This window comes from Sphingopyxis sp. (genome assembly GCF_965279755.1).
Lineage (GTDB): Bacteria > Pseudomonadota > Alphaproteobacteria > Sphingomonadales > Sphingomonadaceae > Sphingopyxis.
The window spans coordinates 3,035,211-3,053,660 of record NZ_OZ257261.1 but is presented as its reverse complement, the minus strand read 5'-3'; the positions used below and the strand labels follow the sequence as shown (position 1 = coordinate 3,053,660).

The following is an 18,450-nucleotide window of genomic DNA, read 5'->3' as shown; positions in this document are numbered from 1 at the left end:
CGCCAACTTGCCGCTCCAGATTGGCACAGCCTGATTGCCTACAGAAGCCAAAAGCACGAGGGAAGCGACGACCATCGGGTGATGGTGCCTATAATCCAGCGAGAGTGCAACGGCAGCATGCCCAATTTTCCAACCCAAACCGGACATTCCGCTTCCCACCCCTAAGCAGCCTAACCAGCCGGCAATCTCAGCCGCACCAGCAACCCGCCCAGATCCTCGCTCTCTTCCAGCGCGATGCTGCCGCCGTAGATTTCGGCGACGTCGCGGACGATCGCGAGGCCAAGGCCGGTTCCGGGCTTTCCGCTGTCGAGCCGGACACCGCGGTCGATCACGCGGTCGCGGTCGGCGGGCGAGATGCCGACGCCATCGTCCTCGATCAATATCTCGGCCATATTGCCGTCGCGCTGGATCGTGACGAACACGCTGCCGCCGCCATATTTGGCGGCATTTTCGAGCAGATTGCCGATCAGCTCGTCCAGATCCTGCCGCTCGACACGCACGACGAGCGCGCGGTCACCCTCGGCGTCGAGGCGCACGTTCGGGTAGAGCAGCCCGACCGCGCGCGACACGCTGTCGACGCTTTCGCGCACCACTGCGCGCGCCTGCGCCGCGCCGCGCCGCCCGACCGCGCGCGCGCGCGCCAGATGATGCTCGACCTGCCGCTGCATCGTTGCCGCCTCGCGCCGGACCGTATGCGCCAGATCGCTGTCCGATCCGGTCGCGCTGTTGACGAGCACGGTGAGCGGGGTCTTCAGCGCGTGCGCCAGATTGCCCGCGTGCAGTCGCGCCTCTTCGGCCTGTTTCTCGTTATGCGCGAGCAGCGCGTTCAGCTCGTCGACCATCGGCTGTACTTCCAGCGGCAGCGGCGCGACGATCCGGCGGTTCTGCCCGCCGCGCATCGCCGCGATCGCGCGGCGGATCTGGCGCAGCGGCAACAGACCATAAAAAGTCTGCAGGGTCGCGAGAATGATCAGCCCCAGCCCGAGCAGACCGAGGCTGGGAATCAACGTCGCACGCACCGCACGGGTCTGAAGATCGAGCGCGTCGCGCGATTGCGCGATCTGGAACCGCCAGTTGGTCTTGCTGCCCGGCAGGATGACATTGCGTTCGAGCACGCGCAGTTCTTCGTCGGGAAACTGGTTGCTGTTGTAGGTGTGAAGCGCGTTATCGACATGCTCGCGCGGCGGGCGCAGCGTGCGCTCCCACAGCGAGCGCGAGCGATAGGGCTCCTGCCCGCCGCCGCTGATCTGCCAGTAGAGGCCGCTATAGGGTTCGAGGAAACGCTGATCGCCGAGCGGCTCGATCAGCCGCACCTCGCCATCCGGCCCGATTTCCGACGACCGGATCATCGCGATCAGCACATATTCGAGGCTCGAATCGAAATTGCGCGTGATGGCGCCGGTCAGTACGCGGTCGAGCGCGAAGCCGCCGCCGATCAGCAGCACCGAAATCCAGATCGTCGCGATCGCGATCATGCGGCGCGTAAGCGAGCCGGTGATCCGGCTCGTCAACGCGACCGGCTTCGCCGGATCGGATCTAACCGCCGAGGCGTCGTCGGCTTCGGCCATGCCTTACTGCGGATCGTCGAGCTGGTAGCCGAGACCGCGGATGGTGGTGATGATGTCGGCCCCCAGCTTTTTGCGGATGCGCGTCACGAACACTTCGATCGTGTTCGAATCGCGGTCGAAATCCTGATCGTAGATATGTTCGATCAGCTCGGTGCGCGACACGACCTTGCCCTTGTGATGGAGCAGATAGGACAGCAGTTTATATTCCTGCGCGGTCAGCTTCACCGGCGCGCCGTCAAGCGTGACGCGGCCCGAGCGCGTGTCGAGACGGACATCCCCCGCGATCAGCTCGCTTGACGCATTGCCCGCCGCGCGGCGGATCAAGGCCCGCAGACGTGCGATCAATTCCTCTGTCTGGAACGGCTTGGCAAGATAGTCGTCAGCGCCGGCATCAAGCCCGGCAACCTTGTCGGACCAGCTGTCGCGCGCGGTCAGGACGAGCACCGGGAAATTGCGTTTCTCGCGCCGCCAGCGGTCGAGCACGGTCAATCCGTCGATCTCGGGCAGGCCGAGATCGAGAATCGCTGCGTCGTAATTTTCGGTCGAACCCAGGAAATGGCCATCCTCGCCGTCGGTCGCGAGGTCGACGGCATAGCCGGCCCCCTCGAGCGTCGCCTTCAGCTGAGGGCCCAGCGTGGGTTCGTCCTCGACAATCAAAATCCGCATTCAGGCGCCTTTCCTTTGCGATCCGGACAGGGCCGGCCGCTCTGCGACTACTCATGTATCAAGTCCGAACGTCCATCGCAAAATCTCGTTGCGACGAACCGGCCGAACGCTTGCAAAATGTCAGGGTTTGCGGCCGACGATCCGGCCCGAGCGGGCATCGACATAGACGATCACGACCTGGCTGCCGTCCATGAATTTCAGGGCATAGATCATGCGGCCTGCGTCGAACTGCGGCCCGCCGAGATAGGTCATGCCACTGTAGGGCGGGCGCGATTTCACGTCTGCGATCAACCGGTTGAGCGGAATGACCTGCCCCTGTGCCGCCGCGTCGCGCAGATTGTCCTGGTCGCGATCGCGGTCACCACGCGCGACGGCCGGCGTGCCGGCGGCGAGCAGCGAAGCGGAAGCAAGTGCGATGGTCAGAATGCGGAACATGCCCATGGTCCTAGCGCGAACGCATTGAATAGGCGATGAATGACGTCGTCAGCCTCCGTTCGGCCATCGATCGTCGCTTTCGGCAAGGAATGGTGGGCGCGACAGGGATTGAACCTGTGACCCCACCCGTGTGAAGGGTGTGCTCTACCGCTGAGCTACGCGCCCATTCCGAGGCCGAACGAAGGTCCGGCGTCCGAAAGCTGGACGGCCATAGCCGCTGGCGCCGGTAATGCAACGTCCATTTGCCGATTTTTCGCCTGCCGATGCAAATCGGGCCACGGCTTTCGCCGCGGCCCGAGATGGTGTCACCAAAAGGTGCCGGTCAACTTAGTTGACGGCGTCCTTGAGGGCCTTGCCGGCCTTGAACTTCGGCTGGTTCGACGCCGCGATGGTCATCGTTTCGCCGGTGCGCGGGTTGCGACCGGTCGATGCCTTGCGCTTGCTGACCGCGAAGGTGCCGAAGCCGACGAGACGGACTTCGCCGCCCTTCTTGAGCGAACCCGTGATGGCGTCGAACACGGCTTCCACGGCCTTGCTCGCGTCACCCTTGGTCAGGCCGCTCGAGTCAGCGACGGCGGCGATCAGGTCTTGTTTGTTCATGCCTAAGGAACCCCTGCATTATGGTTGGTTAAATGATTCATGGCCCGGAGCCATGGCGCGCCACTAACGATGTTTCGCCCTGCCTTGTCAAAGCAAAAAACGGCAAAAACCGCTCCAAAACGTCGATTTTGCGACGAAAAGCCCGCCCCGGCGGCCCCGATCAGTGGCGAATCGCACTTTCGGGGTCTGCGCCGGGCGCAATCGGCGGCGAAGCGGCGAGTTCGTCGGCTTCGGTCCATTCGATCGGCTCGACCGGGCCGACCAGCGCTTCGGCCAGAACCTGGTCGACATGGCTTACCGGAATGATCTTGAGCGCGGTGGTGATGTTCGCCGGAATCTCGACCAGATCCTTTTCATTCTCTTCGGGAATGAGGACCGTCGTGATGCCGCCCCGCAGCGCAGCGAGCAGCTTTTCCTTGAGCCCGCCGATCGCCAGCACACGGCCGCGCAGCGTCACTTCGCCGGTCATAGCGACATCCTTGCGGACCGCTATGCCGGTCAACGTCGAGACCATGGCGGTGACCATGCCGACGCCCGCCGACGGGCCATCCTTCGGCACCGCGCCTTCGGGAAGGTGGATGTGGATGTCCTTTCGCGCGAACAGGCTGGGCTTGATACCATAGGCCGGCGCGCGCGCCTTCACGAACGACAGCGCGGCCTGAACCGACTCGGTCATCACCTCGCCAAGCTTGCCGGTGGTGCGGACCTGGCCCTTGCCCGAAACGGTAACCGCCTCGATCGTGAGCAGCTCGCCGCCGACTTCGGTCCAGGCAAGACCCGTGACCGCGCCGACCTGATCCTCGCCGTCCGACACGCCGTGACGGAACTTCCGCACGCCCGCGAACTCGGAGAGATTCTCGGGCGTCACAACGACACTGGTCGCCTTGGCTTCGAGGATCTTGCGCAGCGCCTTGCGCGCCAGACGCGCAATTTCACGTTCGAGGGTACGGACGCCGGCTTCGCGGGTGTAATAGCGGATAAGGTCGCGGAGCCCTTCGTCGGTCAGTTCGAACTCGCCGACCTTCAGACCATGCGCCTCGATCTGCTTGTCGATCAGATGGCGCTTGGCGATCTCGACCTTCTCATCCTCGGTATAGCCCTCTAACCGGATGATCTCCATGCGGTCGAGCAGCGGCTGGGGCAAGTTCAGCGAGTTGGCCGTCGTCACGAACATGATGTCCGAAAGGTCGACGTCGACCTCCAGATAATGGTCCTGGAACTTAGCATTCTGTTCGGGATCGAGCACCTCGAGCAGCGCCGATGCCGGATCCCCGCGGAAGTCCTGACCCAGCTTGTCGATCTCGTCGAGCAGGAACAGCGGGTTCATCGTGCCGGCCTTTTTGAGGTTGGTCACGATCTTGCCCGGCAGCGAGCCGATGTAGGTGCGGCGGTGGCCGCGGATTTCGGCCTCGTCGCGCACGCCGCCCAGCGACTGGCGCACGAACTCGCGGCCCGTCGCCTTCGCGATCGAACGGCCAAGCGAGGTCTTGCCGACGCCCGGAGGACCGACGAGGCACAGGATCGGCCCCTTCAACTTGTTGGTGCGCGCCTGCACGGCCAGATATTCGACGATCCGGTCCTTGACCTTTTCGAGCGCAAAGTGGTCGGCGTCGAGGACGTCCTGCGCCTTTGCGATATCCTTCTTCAGCTTCGACTTCTTGCCCCACGGCAGGCCGATCAGCGTGTCGAGATAGTTGCGCACGACGGTGGCTTCGGCCGACATCGGCGCCATCGCGCGGAGCTTCTTGAGCTCGGCGTTCGCCTTGGCCTTGGCCTCTTTCGACATTTTGAGGCCGTCGATCTTGATCTGCAGCTCGGCCAGGTCGTCGCCGCCCTCGCCATTGTCGTTGCCGAGCTCGCGCTGGATCGCCTTCAACTGTTCGTTGAGATAATATTCGCGCTGGCTCTTTTCCATCTGCCGCTTCACGCGGCCACGGATCTTCTTTTCGACCTGCAGCACCCCAAGCTCGCCTTCCATGAAGGCAAAGACCATTTCGAGCCGCTTGGCGGGTGCATCCTCGACGAGCAGCGCCTGCTTGTCCGACACCTTGATGTTGAGATTGCCAGCAACCGAGTCGGCAAGGCGCGAGGCATCGTCGATCTGTGACAGCTGCACCGCGGTTTCGGCCGGCATCTTCTTGTTGAGCTTGGCATAGCTTTCGAACTGGTCAACGACCGAGCGCATCAGCGCCGCGGTATCGACGCTGTCGTCGGTCGTGTCGGCGATCGGCTTCACGCTCGCCATCACCGTCTTGTCTTCGTTGACCAACGTGACGAGCTCCGCGCGCTCCTTGCCCTCGACCAGCACACGCACGGTGCCGTCGGGCAGCTTCAGCAGTTGCAGGACGGTGGCGATCACGCCGGTATCATAAAGATCGTCACGCTGCGGGTCGTCCTCACCGGGATCGAGCTGCGCGACGAGGAAAATTTCCTTGTCGGATTCCATCGCGGTTTCGAGCGCAGCGACCGAGCGGTCGCGACCCACGAACAGCGGAACGATCATATGCGGGAAAACGACGATATCGCGCAGCGGCAACAGGGGAAAAGATTGCGTCATCGGGACTCCTGAGCGGACACCAACCGGCGTCGCGCTCTTCTTATAAGCGTTTCATCGCTAATATGGCGTAACTTGCCGCGCATTCAATGTCGCTGCGCTGAACGGCGCAGATACGCCGCCGTCCGGTGCGTCAGAACGGCAGCTTGAAGCCCGGCGGAAGCGGCAGGCCGCTGGTCATCCGGCCCATTTCCTCGTTGCTCGCGGCATCGGCCTTTTCGCGCGCGTCGTTGAACGCCGCGGCGAGCAGATCTTCGAGCATCTGTTTGTCCGACGGAACGATCAGGCTGTCGTCGATGTGAATGGCCTTGATGCGGCCCTTTGCGGTTGCGGTGATCTTCACCAGCCCGCCGCCCGAGACGCCTTCGACCTCGACGCTGTCGAGCTTCGCCTGCGCCTCCTGCATCTGCGCCTGCACCGTTGCGGCGGCTTCCTGTGCCGCCTTCATCATTTCTTCGATCGATTTCATGAATTTGACCTATTTGTTGTCGTCGGCAAATCTTGCCTCGGGGAAAGCCGCAAATGCCGCCTTTACGACGGGCAACTCGCGGATACGGGAATCATTGTCGGCGAGCTTGGCGGCCTTCATCTGTCCAAGGCTCGGACGGCCTTCGCCCTCGCCTTGGCGCACCTGCCAGCGGCTCCCCGTTTCGTTGAGCAATGCCTCACCCAGTCTGCGCGCGAAATCCGCGTCGAGTACAGGATGCGCCGCATAGACGAGCAAGCCAGGCTCAAGCTCCAGTATCTGGAGGTTATCGTAAATTCGGACTGCAAGCTGATGATTTCCGCTGCTTTCCAGAAGCTGGTGAATCTGGGCGATCGTGAGGGCGGCGGCCGGGGCCTCCGCAGGCGTGGAGGCAGCAGCCTCGGCGACGGACTCCGCCCGCGCACTTTCCTGCCCGCTCGGTGCGGCGGGCGCGGCGAGCGGCATCGTCGGCACACCTCCCGATTCGAGCAGCTTCGCCAGTTCGCCGGGATCGGGCAGCGACGCCGCATAGATCACGCGCAGCAACAGCATTTCCAGATGCTCGAGCGGATTGTTCGCGCGCAGCACCTCGTCATGCCCCTTGAGCAGCAACTGCCAGAGGCGGTTGAGCGGCGCAAAACCGAGCTTCTGCGCCCAGTCACCGATCCGTTCACGATCGCTTGCCGCAATTGCCGGGTCGTCGTGACGCGAGACCTTCGCGAGCGTGATTGCGTGCGTCAGGTCCATCAAACCGCGTACCATCGCGACCGGCTCGATCCCCAGCGCATATTGCGCGCGGGCGAGGTCGATCGCGCCGCCGCTGTCGCCTTCGAGGATCGCGGCCATCAATTGCGTGATCGCGGTGCGATCCGACAGCCCCAGCATCACCCGAACCTGATCGGCGCCGATCCGCCCGCCGCCATCGAGGTCCGCGTGCGCAATCGCCTGATCGAGGATCGACAGGCCATCGCGCACCGAACCCTCTGCCGCATTGGCGATGAGCCAGATCGCCGGTGCCTCCGCCTCGACGCCTTCTTTCTGCAAAATCGAACTGAAATGCGCAAACAGCATGTCGGGCGTGATGCGGCGGAGGTCGAAACGCTGGCACCGCGACAGCACCGTGACCGGCACCTTGTTGACCTCGGTCGTCGCGAACAGGAATTTGACGTGCGGTGGCGGCTCTTCGAGCGTTTTCAGCAGCGCGTTGAAGGCGTTACGCGACAACATGTGCACTTCGTCGATGATGTAGATCTTGTAGCGCGCCGAGACGGCGGCATAGCGCACCGCCTCGATAATCTCGCGCACATCGTCGACGCCGGTGTTCGACGCGGCGTCCATCTCGATCACATCGATATGGCGGCCTTCGGTGATCGCGCGGCACGGCTCGCAGATCCCGCACGGGTTGATCGTTGGCCCGCCCTGCCCGTCCGGTCCAATGCAGTTGAGCGCCTTGGCGATCAGGCGCGCCGTCGAGGTCTTGCCGACCCCGCGCACCCCGGTCATCAGGAACGCATGCGCCAGCCGGTCGCGGGCGATCGCATTGCCCAGCGTCTTCACCATCGCATCCTGCCCGATCAGCTCGGCAAAAGTCTGCGGGCGATATTTGCGCGCGAGAACGCGGTAAGGACCGCTCGACGCGGGGGGCGCAGGCGTCTCCGGCAGGTCCATACCCAGCATCGGAATATCGTCGTCGGCGGAATCGTCCATGCGCCCGTCTTAGGGGGCAGGTGCGCTCTTGTCGAAGGGGGAAATGGGTGGAAGCCGGAACGACCCGCGGCGAATTCGTTGCGGCTGCTTCCTTCCGGACCTGACCGGGTTGGCGAAGACCACGTCCGCCCGACTTCCGCGGCGCATATGACGGCGACGGCAGCGAAATGCAAGTCGTCTGCTGACCGCCCTGTCCTATTCGGGCGGATTCTCCACCACCGCGCGCCCGATCTCGGCCAGCAGGGCATTGGCGGCATCGTCGCTCACCGTCGGACGATCGAGATAGGCGGCGATCATATATTTTCCGCCGTCAGGCGACTCGATGAAGGCCACGTCATTATAGGCGGTGCCGCACGTCCCGGTCTTGTCGCCCGCGATCCATGCCGGCGGCAGCCCGGCGCGAATACGCGTCCGGCCGGTTTCGCTGTCGATCAGCCAGTTCCGCAGCATCCGCCGGTAATCGGAGTTCAGATAATCACCGTAAACGAGCAACGCACTGCTGCGCGCCATCGCGGCAGGGCTGGTCGTATCGCGCGGATCGCCGGGAACATTTTCGTTGAGGTCGGGCTCGTTCCGGTCGAGCCGCGTCACCGTGTCGCCCGTCATCCGAAGGAGCCGGGTGAAGTTCGGCGGTCCGCCCGTGGCTTTCAGGATCAGATTGGCGGCCGCATTGTCGCTGACCTTGACGATCTGTTCGGCGGCAAAGCCAAGGCGCAGTTCGCCAGTCTCGACCTGCGTCTCGCTATAGGGTGAGTGCGGCAGCAGGTCGGTCTCGGCCAGGGGCAAAGGCGTGCGCAGCGAGGGCCCGCCGCTTGCGGCGCCCCGCAGCACCTGCCCCGCAAGCAGCAGCTTGAAGGTCGAGCACATCGCAAATCGTTCGTCGGACCGCTGCCCGAAGAGCAGCCGCCCGGTCGTGTCGGTTACCGCAACGCCCAAACGGCCGCCCGAGCGCCGCTCGATGTCGGTCAATTGCTTGGCGAGAATGACCGAATCGCCAGTCGGCTCGCGCATCGGCGCGGAGGACGCGCAGGCGGTGAGCGCCAGCAGCGCGGCCATGGGGACGCCCGCGCGCATCAGCGCGCCCCCTGCATGTTACGGCTTTCGCCCGGAATATGGACGGTCAGGCCATCAAGGTCGGCGGTCAGCACGATCTGGCACGACAGGCGGCTCGTGCGGCGCACCCCGGCAGCCAGGTCGAGCATATCCTCCTCCAACTCGCTCGCGTCGGGGAGGCGATCGAAATCCTCTTTCGCGACGATGATATGGCAGGTCGAACAGGCCATCTGACCCTCGCACGTGCCTTCGAGCGGCATCATATGCGCCTGTGCGACATCGAGCAGAATGTCCCCGGGATTGGCCTCGGCCTCGGTGCGTCCCTTACCGTCGGCGTGAACGAACGTGACGCGCATCAATTGACCCCTTGCAAACGGGCGGCATCCTTGATGGCGTCGAGCCCCTCGCGCAACTGGGCTTCGGTCGTGTAGCGTCCCCAACCGAGACGGATCGACGCACGCGCATCACCCTCGCTCATCCCCATCGCACGCAGCACATGGCTGACCTTGCCCGACCCGCTGCCGCAAGCGCTGCCGAGCGAGAAGGCCACCTCTCGCGCGTCCGACATCAGGCGAAGCCCGTTCACCCCTTCGCGGCGGACGTTGAGATTGCCATGATAGCGCGGGCTTGCCGCGCCGTTGAGCGTCCATTCGGGCAGCATGTCCATCGCCAGCGACCACAGGCGCTCGACATGCTCGGCGTCCCGGTCGAACCGCTCGCCCGCGAGCGCCGCCGCCACGCCGAAGCCGGCGCAGAGCGCGGGCGACACGGTGCCCGACCGCATCCCCAGTTCCTGCGCGCCACCGAACATCAATGGCTCAAGGTCGATCCCGTCGCGCACCCACAGCGCGCCGATGCCCTTCGGCCCGTGGATCTTGTGCGCCGACAGCGCGATCATATCGGCCTCCGCCGGAATTGCGACGCGGCCCAGCCCCTGCACCGCATCGCAGAGCAGCCAGCCGTTCTTCGCGTGCGCGGCCGCGGCGAAATCGGCGACCGGCTGGATCGTCCCGACCTCGTTATTCACCAGCATGATCGCGACGATACCGTTCTCGGGGATCAGAGCCTCATCGGGCGCCAGCGCCAATCCCGCGCTATCGACCGGCAGGACCGCCGCGTTCAGACGTTCAAGGCATTGCAGCGAGGCGGCATGTTCGATGCTGAGGCCGGAAACGCCGCCCGGTTTCGCCTTCGCGCCGCTGAACAGCGCCCAGTTGAGCGACTCGGTCGCGCCCGAGGTGAAGAAGACCCGGCCGCCCTTCGGCAGCAGCGCCGCGACCTGATCGCGCGCCACCTCCACCGCGGCGGCGGCGGCACGACCGGCTTTGTGCGTGCTCGACGGGTTCGCAAAACCGTCCGCCTCGTCAGGTCCGCCCAGCCAGCGCAACATCGCCTCGCGCGCCTCGGGAGCGAGCGGCGTCGTGGCCTGATAGTCGAGGTAAATCATTCGCCGAGAGAATCCTTATTGCGAACGATTCGCAAAAGTTGCAAGTTGAGACCTATTTTCTATATAGGCGCCACCTTCGCTCCGCCACCCCGCCGACCGGCGATTCGGCCTTGAGCTCAAAAGATAAGAGGTGTTTCCATGCCCGACGTGATTTTCCCCGGCCCCGAGGGCCGCATCGAAGGTCGTTTTTCGCCTCCGCCGCGTCCGCGCGCGCCCGTCGCGCTGATCTTGCACCCGCACCCGCAGGGCGGTGGTACGATGAACGACCGCATCACGCAGGCGATGTACAAGAGCTTCGTGGCGCGCGGTTTTGCGGTTCTCCGCTTCAACTTCCGCGGTGTCGGCCGCAGCCAGGGCACGTTCGACAACGGTATCGGCGAACTCAGCGACGCCGCGTCGGCGCTCGACTGGGTTCAGTCGATCCATCCCGAGGCGCAGACGACGTGGGTCGCGGGCTTCAGCTTCGGCGCGTGGATCGGCATGCAGCTGCTGATGCGCCGCCCCGAAATCCGCGGCTTCCTGTCGGTCGCGCCGCCGGCGAACATGTACGACTTCAGCTTCCTCGCGCCCTGCCCCTCGTCGGGTATCATCGTCGCGGGCGGTCAGGACGAGATCGTCCCCCCGGCCGCGATCCAGAAACTGGTCGACAAGCTGCGCACGCAAAAGGGCATCACGATCCATCACGACGAGATCCCGCGCGCCAATCACTTCTTCGAGCATGAGCTCGACCAGTTGATGAAGTCGCTCGACAATTATCTCGACATGCGGCTCGCGCCCGATTCGCCGATCCGCTGAGGGCTGCCTACTTCACCGGAATCATCCAGATCGCCACATTGGCGAACATGACCAGCGCCCCGACGATCATCAGGAGCGCGCGGCGCCGGTCGCCATGGCGAAAGACCATGACCGCGCCGGCGAGCAATGCAAAGCCGGCGAGCATGACGATCGAAAGCAGCGTGTCACCCATGGCCGCGCTCTACGGTGGCGCGTCCGCGCGGTCAAACCGGGTGTATGACAAAATTGCGTCGAAAAGCGTGGCGCCCCTGTGGCCAATGGCGAAAGCTTCGCCTAAAGCGCGCTCATCGATTCCCTTTGCCTTGCGGGAGCCGCGCCATGCGTATCGCGATAGCCTCTGACCACGCCGCTTACGAGCTGAAAGCCGTGCTTGCCGACTGGCTGCGCGGCGAAGGGCATGAGGTTGCTGACCTCGGCACGAACGGCCCCGACAGCGTCGATTATCCGGACTATGGCTATCGCCTCGCCGAAGCCGTCGCCGGCGGCAGCGCCGACAAGGGCGTCGCGCTTTGCGGGTCGGGCATCGGTATCTCGATTTCGGTCAACCGCAACCCCGCGTGCCGCTGCGCGCTCGTGTCCGAGCCCCTCTCGGCGAAGTTGTCGCGCGAACATAATGACGCAAACGTCATTGCGCTCGGTGCCCGCCTGACGGGGATCGATATGGCGAAGGCGTGCATCACCGCCTTCCTGACGACCGACTTTGCCGGCGACCGCCACGCGCGCCGCGTCGACAAGCTTTCCCACCCGCCCGTCCTGGAGAACAGCCGATGACCACAGAAACGCTCGACAAGCCCATCAAATCGGCTGGCTATTTCACCGACGGCGTCGGCGCCACAGACCCGGCGGTCGCGGCAGCGATGAAGCATGAAATGGAACGCGAACAGTATCAGATCGAACTGATCGCATCGGAAAACATCGTCTCCAAGGCTGTGCTCGAAGCGCAGGGCAGCGTCTTCACCAACAAATATGCCGAAGGCTATCCGGGCAAACGCTATTATCAGGGCTGTGCCCCCTCGGATGAGGTCGAACAACTCGCAATCGACCGCGCCAAGAAGCTGTTCGACTGCAACTTCGCGAACGTCCAGCCGCACTCGGGCGCGCAGGCGAATGGCGCAGTCATGCTGGCGCTGACCAAGCCCGGCGCGACGATCCTCGGCATGAGCCTCGACGCCGGCGGTCACCTGACCCACGGCGCGCCGCCGGCAATGTCGGGCAAATGGTTCAACGCGGTGCAGTACGGCGTACGCCCCGACGACCATCTCGTCGATTTCGATCAGGTCGAGGCGCTGGCCAAGGAACATCGCCCTGCCCTCATCATCGCGGGCGGTTCGGCCTATCCGCGCACGCTCGACTTCGCACGCTTCCGCGCCATCGCCGATGACGTCGGCGCGCTGCTGATGGTCGACATGGCGCATTTCGCCGGCCTCGTTGCCGGCGGTGCGCACCCCTCGCCGATGGAACATGCGCATGTCGTGACCACCACGACGCACAAGACGCTGCGCGGCCCGCGCGGCGGCATGATCCTGACCAATGACGAAGCGATCGCCAAGCGTATCAATTCGGCGGTCTTCCCCGGCCTGCAGGGCGGCCCGCTGATGCATGTCATCGCCGCCAAGGCAGTCGCGTTCGGCGAAGCGCTGCGGCCCGAGTTCAAGGATTACGCCAAGGCGACGATCGCCAATGCGCAGGCCCTCGCCAACCGGCTGAAGGCGCGCGGCGCCGACGTTGTAGCGGGCGGCACAGACACGCATCTCGCGCTCATCGATCTGCGTCCGCTCGGCATCACCGGCCGCGATGCCGATGAAGCGCTCGAGCGCTCGGCGATCACGTGCAACAAGAATGGCGTGCCCTTCGATCCGCTGCCGCCGGTCAAGACCAGCGGCATCCGCGTCGGCTCGCCTGCCGGCACGACGCGCGGCTTCGGCATCACCGAGTTCGAGGAAATCGGCGACATGGTCGCCGACGTGCTGGAAGCGCTGCGCGACAAGGGCGAGCACGGCGACGCTGATGTCGAAGCCAATGTCCGTGGCCGCGTTCGCGCACTGTGCGAACGCTTCCCCATCTATCAGGGCTAAGAGCGATGGCGCGCCAGAGCCCCGAGGAACCGACGCTGGTCGAGCTGACGATCGAAGAGATCAAGGCGATGGGCAAGCAAGGGATGGATCACCCGACGACGCGGCCGGTTCTGACCGGCGGCGTCATCGGCGCGATCGCGGGCGCCGTTTTGCCGGTCATATCCTGGCCCGTCGGCCTGTTCGCAGGCGCCGCCATTGCGCTGTTCAGCCGGGTGAAGCGCTGACCGATGCGTTGCCCCTATTGCGGACATGAAGACAGCCAGGTGAAGGACAGCCGCCCGACCGAGGACGGCGCCGCGATTCGCCGCCGCCGCCAGTGCGAAGACTGTGGCGCGCGCTTCACGACGTTCGAACGCATCCAGCTTCGCGAAGTCGCGGTGCTGAAGGCAGGCGGAACGCGTGAACCCTTCGACCGGGAAAAGCTCATGCGCAGCGTCCAGATCGCCTGCCGCAAGCGCCCGATCGATGGCGCGCGAATCGAACGACTGGTATCGGGCATTCAGCGTCAGCTCGAAACCTCCGGTGACAATGAAGTGCAAGCCGCGCAGATCGGCGCGATGGTGATGGAAGCACTCAAGGGCTTCGACAATGTCGCCTACATCCGCTTTGCCAGCGTCTATCGCGATTTCACCGAAGCCAAGGATTTCGAGGAGTTCGCCTCAACGATTTCCGAGGCCGCACGGCCCGGCAAATGACCGCGGCCGCCCCGCCCCCCGTCATCGTTCTCGTCCGTCCGCAGCTTGGCGAAAATATCGGCAAGGCGGCGCGCGCGATGCTCAACTTCGGGCTGACCGAGATGCGTCTCGTCGCCCCGCGCGACGGCTGGCCCAACCCCGACGCGGGCCCGGCGGCATCGGGCGCCGATCCGGTGCTGGCCGAGGCACAGGTTTTCGACACGCTCGCCGAGGCGGTGGCCGATTGCACCACCATCTATGCCACGACCGTCCGCAAGCGCGGCGTGAGTAAACCTGTTCTGACTCCCGAAGAGGCTGCGCGCGAAGTGCATGGGACCGCCGGCCGCTCGGCCTATATCTTCGGCCCCGAGCGATCGGGGCTGGAAACCGACGACGTGGCGCTCGCGCACAAGATTGTCACCGTGCCGATCAATCCGGAATTCGGGTCGCTCAATTTGGCGCAGGCGGTGATCCTGCTCGCTTATGAATGGTCGAAGGGTGTCGCACTCGCGAGCCCTCCCCATGTGCCGCTTGATCCGCCTGCCCCGCACAGTGAAATGGAGGAACTGATCGGCCATTTCGTCCGAGATCTCGATACTGCGGGCTATTTCTTCCCCGCCGACCGCCGCGAAGCGACGCTGCGCACTTTGCGCACTACGCTGACCAGAACTGGGTGGTCGCATAATGATATCAGAATGATGCACGGCATCATAACGGCTCTTGGCCGGACGAAAAAACAATCCTAGAAGGCGCCATCGCGACCTGTGACCCGTTCGCCCCCGTGGCGTCGACGTCGCTGGCGTAATCCCCTCCCTGGAGTGTATTCATGCTTAGCCTTGCTCTTTCGCTTCTGATTTCGACTGCCGCCGCCCCCGACGCGACCACCACGCAGCGCACCGATAGTGCCACCGAGGCGCCGGCAAAGGAAAAGCTGGTCTGCCGCCGCGATCCCAACACCGGAACCCGCCTCGCCAAGCGCATCTGCAAGACGCAGGAAGAGTGGAATCGCGAAGCCGACACCGTCAGCCAGCGGCTGAACGACAACAAGGGAAATTGATCGTCAAAGGATCGCCGGCCGCGCCACGCGCGGCTGGCCGAACCGCAAGGTCAGCTGTCGGCGCGCAGCCGGTCCCATTCGACCGCCTCATAGGCGATCGACTGCTCGACCAGCTCGTTCCATACGGCGCGTAGCCGCGCGGGCTCCAGCCCCGCTGCTTCCGCCTCCCGCGCGACATTGTCGAGCACCTGCGCCTTGCGGGCTTCGTCACGCACGCTGTTCCGGTCGGCCTTGATGCGGGCGGCGGCATTCATATAGCCGAAACGGCGGACAAGCAGCGCAACGAGTTCGCGATCGACCTGATCGACCCCGGCACGGACGTCGACCATCGTTTCGCAGTCTTGGGGAAATTTGGCAACGGTCATGCGCGCTGCCTTTAGCGGCTTTTTCCGCGCCGTCCAGCGTTCGGCACGGGTTGACTCGGCTACGCCTACCGTCTAACCGCGCGCCTTCGCAAATTGACCCCGCACCCCGGTGAAGCGGCGGTCGCATATGGAAACCTCCATATGGTGCGGCCCGGGACACGCCGAAATCCTTCGGCACACAGCAAGTTGGAGACGACATATGTCGAAGCGCCAGAGCGCCAAGTATAAACTCGACCGCCGGATGGGTGAAAACATCTGGGGTCGCCCGAAGAGCCCGGTCAACCGCCGCGAATATGGCCCCGGCCAGCACGGTCAGCGCCGCAAGGGCAAGATGTCGGATTTCGGCATTCAGCTCCGCGCGAAGCAGAAGCTGAAGGGCTATTACGGCGACATCACCGAGAAGCAGTTCAAGAAGAACTATTTCGAAGCATCGCGCATGAAGGGCGACGCCGGTCAGAACCTGATCGGCCTGCTCGAGCGCCGCCTCGACGCGATCGTCTATCGCGCCAAGTTCGCTCCGACGATCTTCTCGGCACGCCAGCTCGTCAGCCACGGCCACGTCTATGTGAACGGCGTGAAGTGCAACATCGCGAGCCGTCTCGTGAAGCCGGGCGATGAAGTCACCCTCGGCAAGAAGGCACAGGAAATGGCGCTGGTCGCCGAAGCGCAGAGCCTGCCCGAGCGCGACCTGCCGGAATATCTGGCCCTCGACGGCACGAAGGCAACCTTCGTTCGCGTTCCGACGCTCGACGAAGTGCCCTATCCGGTGAAGATGGAACCGAACCTCGTCGTCGAATTCTATTCACGCTGATCGGGTTCCAGCTGGAATTCAAAAAGGGGCGGTCCGGAAACGGGCCGCCCCTTTTCGTTGTCGTCAATGCGGCAGAAACGCCGAAATCTTGCGCAGCATGTCGGTCCGCGCCTCACCCGTCTCCAGACTATGGGCGAGTTCGGGATATTCGATCAGTTCGACGCGCTTGCCCTTCGCTTCCAGCGCGCGTTTCATCGTCCGCGACTGTTCGATGCGGACATTCTGGTCGAAACTGCCGTGGAACATCAGCACCGGCACCTTGATCGCATCGGCGTTCTGCGCCGGCGACCCTTCCTTGATATGCGCGCCCGATCCTATGAAGCGGGAATTGATTGCCCCGCCCCCCTCGTCCGCCTCTTCGCGCTTGAGCTGGTCGAGGTCGGTGACGGGTGCGATCGCGACGATCGCCTTGAACAGATCGGGCGCGAAAACGCCTGACTGCAAGGCCGCATAGCCACCATAGGACCAGCCGACGATCGACAGCTTCGCGGGGTTTGCTCCGCTCGCGATCAGCCACTTGCCGCCGTCGGCGACGTCACCGATTGCGGTCTTCCACGATTGAAAGCCGTTCTGCTGATACCAGCTGTCGCCATAGCCCGACGAACCGCGGAAATTGGGCTGCAACACCGCGTAACCGCTTTGCGCGAAATATTGTGCCAGCCAGTCGAAACCCCATTCGTCACGTGACGATGGTCCGCCATGCGGCATCACGATCGCCGGCAACCCCTTGGCGTCGCTGCGCCCCGGCGGCAGCGTCAGATAACCGGGAATCTGCGTCCCGTCAGCCGCCGGATAGGTGACAGGTCGCACCGGCGACAGTGTGACATCCGCAAGCGCATCGCGCTCGCCGAGCAAGGGACGGAGCGACTTCGCCTTCGGCTCGAACAGGAAATATTGCCCCGGATCGGTATCCGAACTTGCGCGAACCAGATAACGGCTCTCGTCAGCCGAGGCGTCGGCGATCAGTATCTGCTTGCCGCCCAGCGCCTTCGACAGCGATGCGGTCATCTTTTCGACCTGCGGATCGGTCATCACAGACACTCGGCGGTCCGTCGCATAGGAGATTCCGACGATCCGGCCGTTCCGGCCGATCCGGACGATATCGTCGACATCGACGTCAGAATGCGCAAAAATCGTCGTCCTGGCACCCGTTCCGTCGAGCGCGATCGCGACGACCGCCTTGCGCCCGTCGATCGTGTCGAATCCGAAAACACGGTCGGTCGCAGGATCGATGGCTGCGGGAACAAAGCCCTTTTCGCTCGGCACGTCATAGTCGGACAGGGTTTTCCAGGTGCTGCTATCCTTCGCGCGATAGAAGAACTGAATCTTGGGACTGATCTGACCCGAATTCATCCACGGCTGGGTCGCCATGACGCGGACCTGCCCATGGCCATCGGACAGATAGGAAATGGCATCGCGGTTAGGGCCGACGACGCGCGATCCCGATCCGTTGGAGGCATCGACGCGATCGACCCCCAGCCCCTCGCCGCGCTGCACCACCATCGTGCCGGTATTATTTTCCGGCACATAGGTACGCGTCATCAATAGCGAGCCCTTGTCGGAGGCCGACCAGTCGAGAACGCTGCCGCCGCGAAAATCCGCATAGAGCGAGCGCGAACTGCGCCGATTGCTAAGCAGCTTCAGATTGCCGCCCGCAGCATCGACCGCGACGATGCTGGTCGCCGCATAGATATCGCCGGCCACCTTGTCGCGCTGATAGATTTGGCACACGATGCGGCCGTTGGTGACCCAGCCGCACCAGCTCAGAAATCCGTCTTCGCCATTGCTCGAAAGAATCTGCTTCGGCGTCGACCCCTCGGCCGTATCGACGACGAACAGCCGGCGCGTCTGCTTTTCGCCATTTTCGACGAACGCGACATGCGTGCCGTCGGGCGACAGGCTGACGTCGCGAATCGCCTCGAGCGCGCCGAAACGCGCCGCATTGTCGATTGTCCCTTGGGCATTGGCATTCGAAATGAAGGACAAAGCCGCCGCAAGCGCCACGATCGAAAGCGACCGGCGCAACCCCCGTTGATACATCACCGAAAACATCTCCCCGTATCTGTTCGGATAGACGCATGTCTGAACAAGGACGTGTAATTATCAAGCGGTTTTACAGCCGGTTCGCGATCATCCCCGTCTGCCTTGCATCGCCGGCGGCGGACTGGCACAAGCCC

21 protein-coding genes, 1 tRNA gene and 1 other RNA gene are annotated in these 18,450 nt (G+C 64.0%); 8 read left to right on the top strand and 15 right to left on the bottom strand.

Features of this window, described 5'->3' with window-relative positions:
* Nucleotides 1-170: 170 nt before the first annotated feature.
* The 12 genes from ACQY80_RS14995 to ACQY80_RS14940 form a co-directional block, all read right to left on the bottom strand.
* Nucleotides 171-1,475, bottom strand: a complete 1,305-nt coding sequence (locus ACQY80_RS14995) for a sensor histidine kinase (protein ID WP_428685885.1) — start codon at nucleotides 1,473-1,475, stop codon at nucleotides 171-173.
* 96 nt (nucleotides 1,476-1,571) lie between these two features.
* Complete coding sequence (locus tag ACQY80_RS14990) at nucleotides 1,572-2,234, bottom strand: response regulator transcription factor (RefSeq protein ID WP_428681215.1); 663 nt, start codon at nucleotides 2,232-2,234, stop codon at nucleotides 1,572-1,574.
* Nucleotides 2,235-2,354: 120 nt separating this feature from the next.
* Nucleotides 2,355-2,669: a PepSY domain-containing protein gene (locus tag ACQY80_RS14985; RefSeq protein WP_428681213.1), complete on the bottom strand. Its 315-nt coding sequence runs from the start codon at nucleotides 2,667-2,669 to the stop codon at nucleotides 2,355-2,357.
* Between the two features lie 90 nt (nucleotides 2,670-2,759).
* Nucleotides 2,760-2,834, bottom strand: a tRNA-Val gene (locus ACQY80_RS14980).
* A 162-nt stretch (nucleotides 2,835-2,996) separates the two neighbouring features.
* The gene (locus ACQY80_RS14975; RefSeq protein ID WP_037510426.1) at nucleotides 2,997-3,269 is read right to left on the bottom strand and encodes an HU family DNA-binding protein; all 273 of its coding nucleotides are present in this window, start codon (nucleotides 3,267-3,269) and stop codon (nucleotides 2,997-2,999) included.
* 160 nt (nucleotides 3,270-3,429) lie between these two features.
* Nucleotides 3,430-5,826 carry an endopeptidase La gene (gene lon / locus ACQY80_RS14970; protein WP_428681210.1) on the bottom strand — a complete coding sequence of 799 codons (2,397 nt, stop codon included), beginning with the start codon at nucleotides 5,824-5,826 and terminating at the stop codon, nucleotides 3,430-3,432.
* Between the two features lie 130 nt (nucleotides 5,827-5,956).
* A complete protein-coding gene (locus tag ACQY80_RS14965; RefSeq protein ID WP_428681208.1) occupies nucleotides 5,957-6,292 on the bottom strand; it encodes a YbaB/EbfC family nucleoid-associated protein in 336 nt (111 codons plus the stop codon).
* A 9-nt stretch (nucleotides 6,293-6,301) separates the two neighbouring features.
* A complete protein-coding gene (locus tag ACQY80_RS14960) occupies nucleotides 6,302-7,996 on the bottom strand; it encodes a DNA polymerase III subunit gamma/tau (protein WP_428681206.1) in 1,695 nt (564 codons plus the stop codon).
* Between the two features lie 43 nt (nucleotides 7,997-8,039).
* Nucleotides 8,040-8,137: signal recognition particle sRNA small type (gene ffs, locus ACQY80_RS14955), an RNA gene on the bottom strand.
* A gap of 54 nt (nucleotides 8,138-8,191) precedes the next feature.
* Nucleotides 8,192-9,070, bottom strand: coding sequence for a class A beta-lactamase (bla, locus tag ACQY80_RS14950; protein WP_428681204.1), 879 nt, complete (start codon nucleotides 9,068-9,070; stop codon nucleotides 8,192-8,194).
* Nucleotides 9,070-9,408 (bottom strand): 2Fe-2S iron-sulfur cluster-binding protein, encoded by a 339-nt coding sequence (locus ACQY80_RS14945; RefSeq protein WP_428681202.1) that lies wholly within the window; start codon nucleotides 9,406-9,408, stop codon nucleotides 9,070-9,072. Before ACQY80_RS14945 ends, bla begins: the two co-directional genes overlap by 1 nt.
* Complete coding sequence (locus tag ACQY80_RS14940) at nucleotides 9,405-10,496, bottom strand: cysteine desulfurase family protein (protein WP_428681200.1); 1,092 nt, start codon at nucleotides 10,494-10,496, stop codon at nucleotides 9,405-9,407. The genes ACQY80_RS14945 and ACQY80_RS14940 overlap by 4 nt, the downstream gene beginning before the upstream one ends.
* A 138-nt stretch (nucleotides 10,497-10,634) precedes the next feature.
* Between ACQY80_RS14940 and ACQY80_RS14935 the strand changes: the two genes are divergently transcribed.
* Nucleotides 10,635-11,291: an alpha/beta hydrolase gene (locus ACQY80_RS14935; RefSeq protein WP_058453864.1), complete on the top strand. Its 657-nt coding sequence runs from the start codon at nucleotides 10,635-10,637 to the stop codon at nucleotides 11,289-11,291.
* A 7-nt stretch (nucleotides 11,292-11,298) separates the two neighbouring features.
* Here ACQY80_RS14935 and ACQY80_RS14930 read toward each other — a convergent pair whose 3' ends face one another.
* Nucleotides 11,299-11,463: a hypothetical protein gene (locus tag ACQY80_RS14930; protein ID WP_428681198.1), complete on the bottom strand. Its 165-nt coding sequence runs from the start codon at nucleotides 11,461-11,463 to the stop codon at nucleotides 11,299-11,301.
* A gap of 146 nt (nucleotides 11,464-11,609) precedes the next feature.
* Between ACQY80_RS14930 and rpiB the strand changes: the two genes are divergently transcribed.
* The 6 genes from rpiB to ACQY80_RS14900 all read left to right on the top strand — a co-directional run bounded on the left by rpiB (nucleotide 11,610) and on the right by ACQY80_RS14900 (nucleotide 15,097).
* A complete protein-coding gene (rpiB, locus tag ACQY80_RS14925; RefSeq protein ID WP_428681196.1) occupies nucleotides 11,610-12,062 on the top strand; it encodes a ribose 5-phosphate isomerase B in 453 nt (150 codons plus the stop codon).
* Complete coding sequence (gene glyA, locus ACQY80_RS14920; protein ID WP_428681194.1) at nucleotides 12,059-13,366, top strand: serine hydroxymethyltransferase; 1,308 nt, start codon at nucleotides 12,059-12,061, stop codon at nucleotides 13,364-13,366. Before rpiB ends, glyA begins: the two co-directional genes overlap by 4 nt.
* A 5-nt stretch (nucleotides 13,367-13,371) precedes the next feature.
* Nucleotides 13,372-13,590, top strand: a complete 219-nt coding sequence (locus tag ACQY80_RS14915) for a hypothetical protein (RefSeq protein ID WP_428681192.1) — start codon at nucleotides 13,372-13,374, stop codon at nucleotides 13,588-13,590.
* Nucleotides 13,591-13,593: 3 nt separating this feature from the next.
* Nucleotides 13,594-14,061 (top strand): transcriptional regulator NrdR, encoded by a 468-nt coding sequence (nrdR, locus tag ACQY80_RS14910; RefSeq protein WP_428681190.1) that lies wholly within the window; start codon nucleotides 13,594-13,596, stop codon nucleotides 14,059-14,061.
* Nucleotides 14,058-14,786, top strand: a complete 729-nt coding sequence (locus tag ACQY80_RS14905; RefSeq protein WP_428681188.1) for an RNA methyltransferase — start codon at nucleotides 14,058-14,060, stop codon at nucleotides 14,784-14,786. The genes nrdR and ACQY80_RS14905 overlap by 4 nt, the downstream gene beginning before the upstream one ends.
* 80 nt (nucleotides 14,787-14,866) lie before the next feature.
* The gene (locus ACQY80_RS14900; RefSeq protein ID WP_428681186.1) at nucleotides 14,867-15,097 is read left to right on the top strand and encodes a hypothetical protein; all 231 of its coding nucleotides are present in this window, start codon (nucleotides 14,867-14,869) and stop codon (nucleotides 15,095-15,097) included.
* A 50-nt stretch (nucleotides 15,098-15,147) separates the two neighbouring features.
* Here the strand turns inward: ACQY80_RS14900 and ACQY80_RS14895 are convergent, their stop codons facing one another.
* Nucleotides 15,148-15,462, bottom strand: a complete 315-nt coding sequence (locus tag ACQY80_RS14895) for a chorismate mutase (RefSeq protein ID WP_428681184.1) — start codon at nucleotides 15,460-15,462, stop codon at nucleotides 15,148-15,150.
* A 199-nt stretch (nucleotides 15,463-15,661) separates the two neighbouring features.
* Here ACQY80_RS14895 and rpsD point away from each other — a divergent pair, with 199 nt between their 5' ends.
* Nucleotides 15,662-16,273, top strand: coding sequence for a 30S ribosomal protein S4 (rpsD, locus tag ACQY80_RS14890; protein ID WP_428681182.1), 612 nt, complete (start codon nucleotides 15,662-15,664; stop codon nucleotides 16,271-16,273).
* Between the two features lie 63 nt (nucleotides 16,274-16,336).
* Here the strand turns inward: rpsD and ACQY80_RS14885 are convergent, their stop codons facing one another.
* Nucleotides 16,337-18,313: an alpha/beta fold hydrolase gene (locus ACQY80_RS14885; RefSeq protein ID WP_428685883.1), complete on the bottom strand. Its 1,977-nt coding sequence runs from the start codon at nucleotides 18,311-18,313 to the stop codon at nucleotides 16,337-16,339.
* Nucleotides 18,314-18,450: the final 137 nt, after the last annotated feature.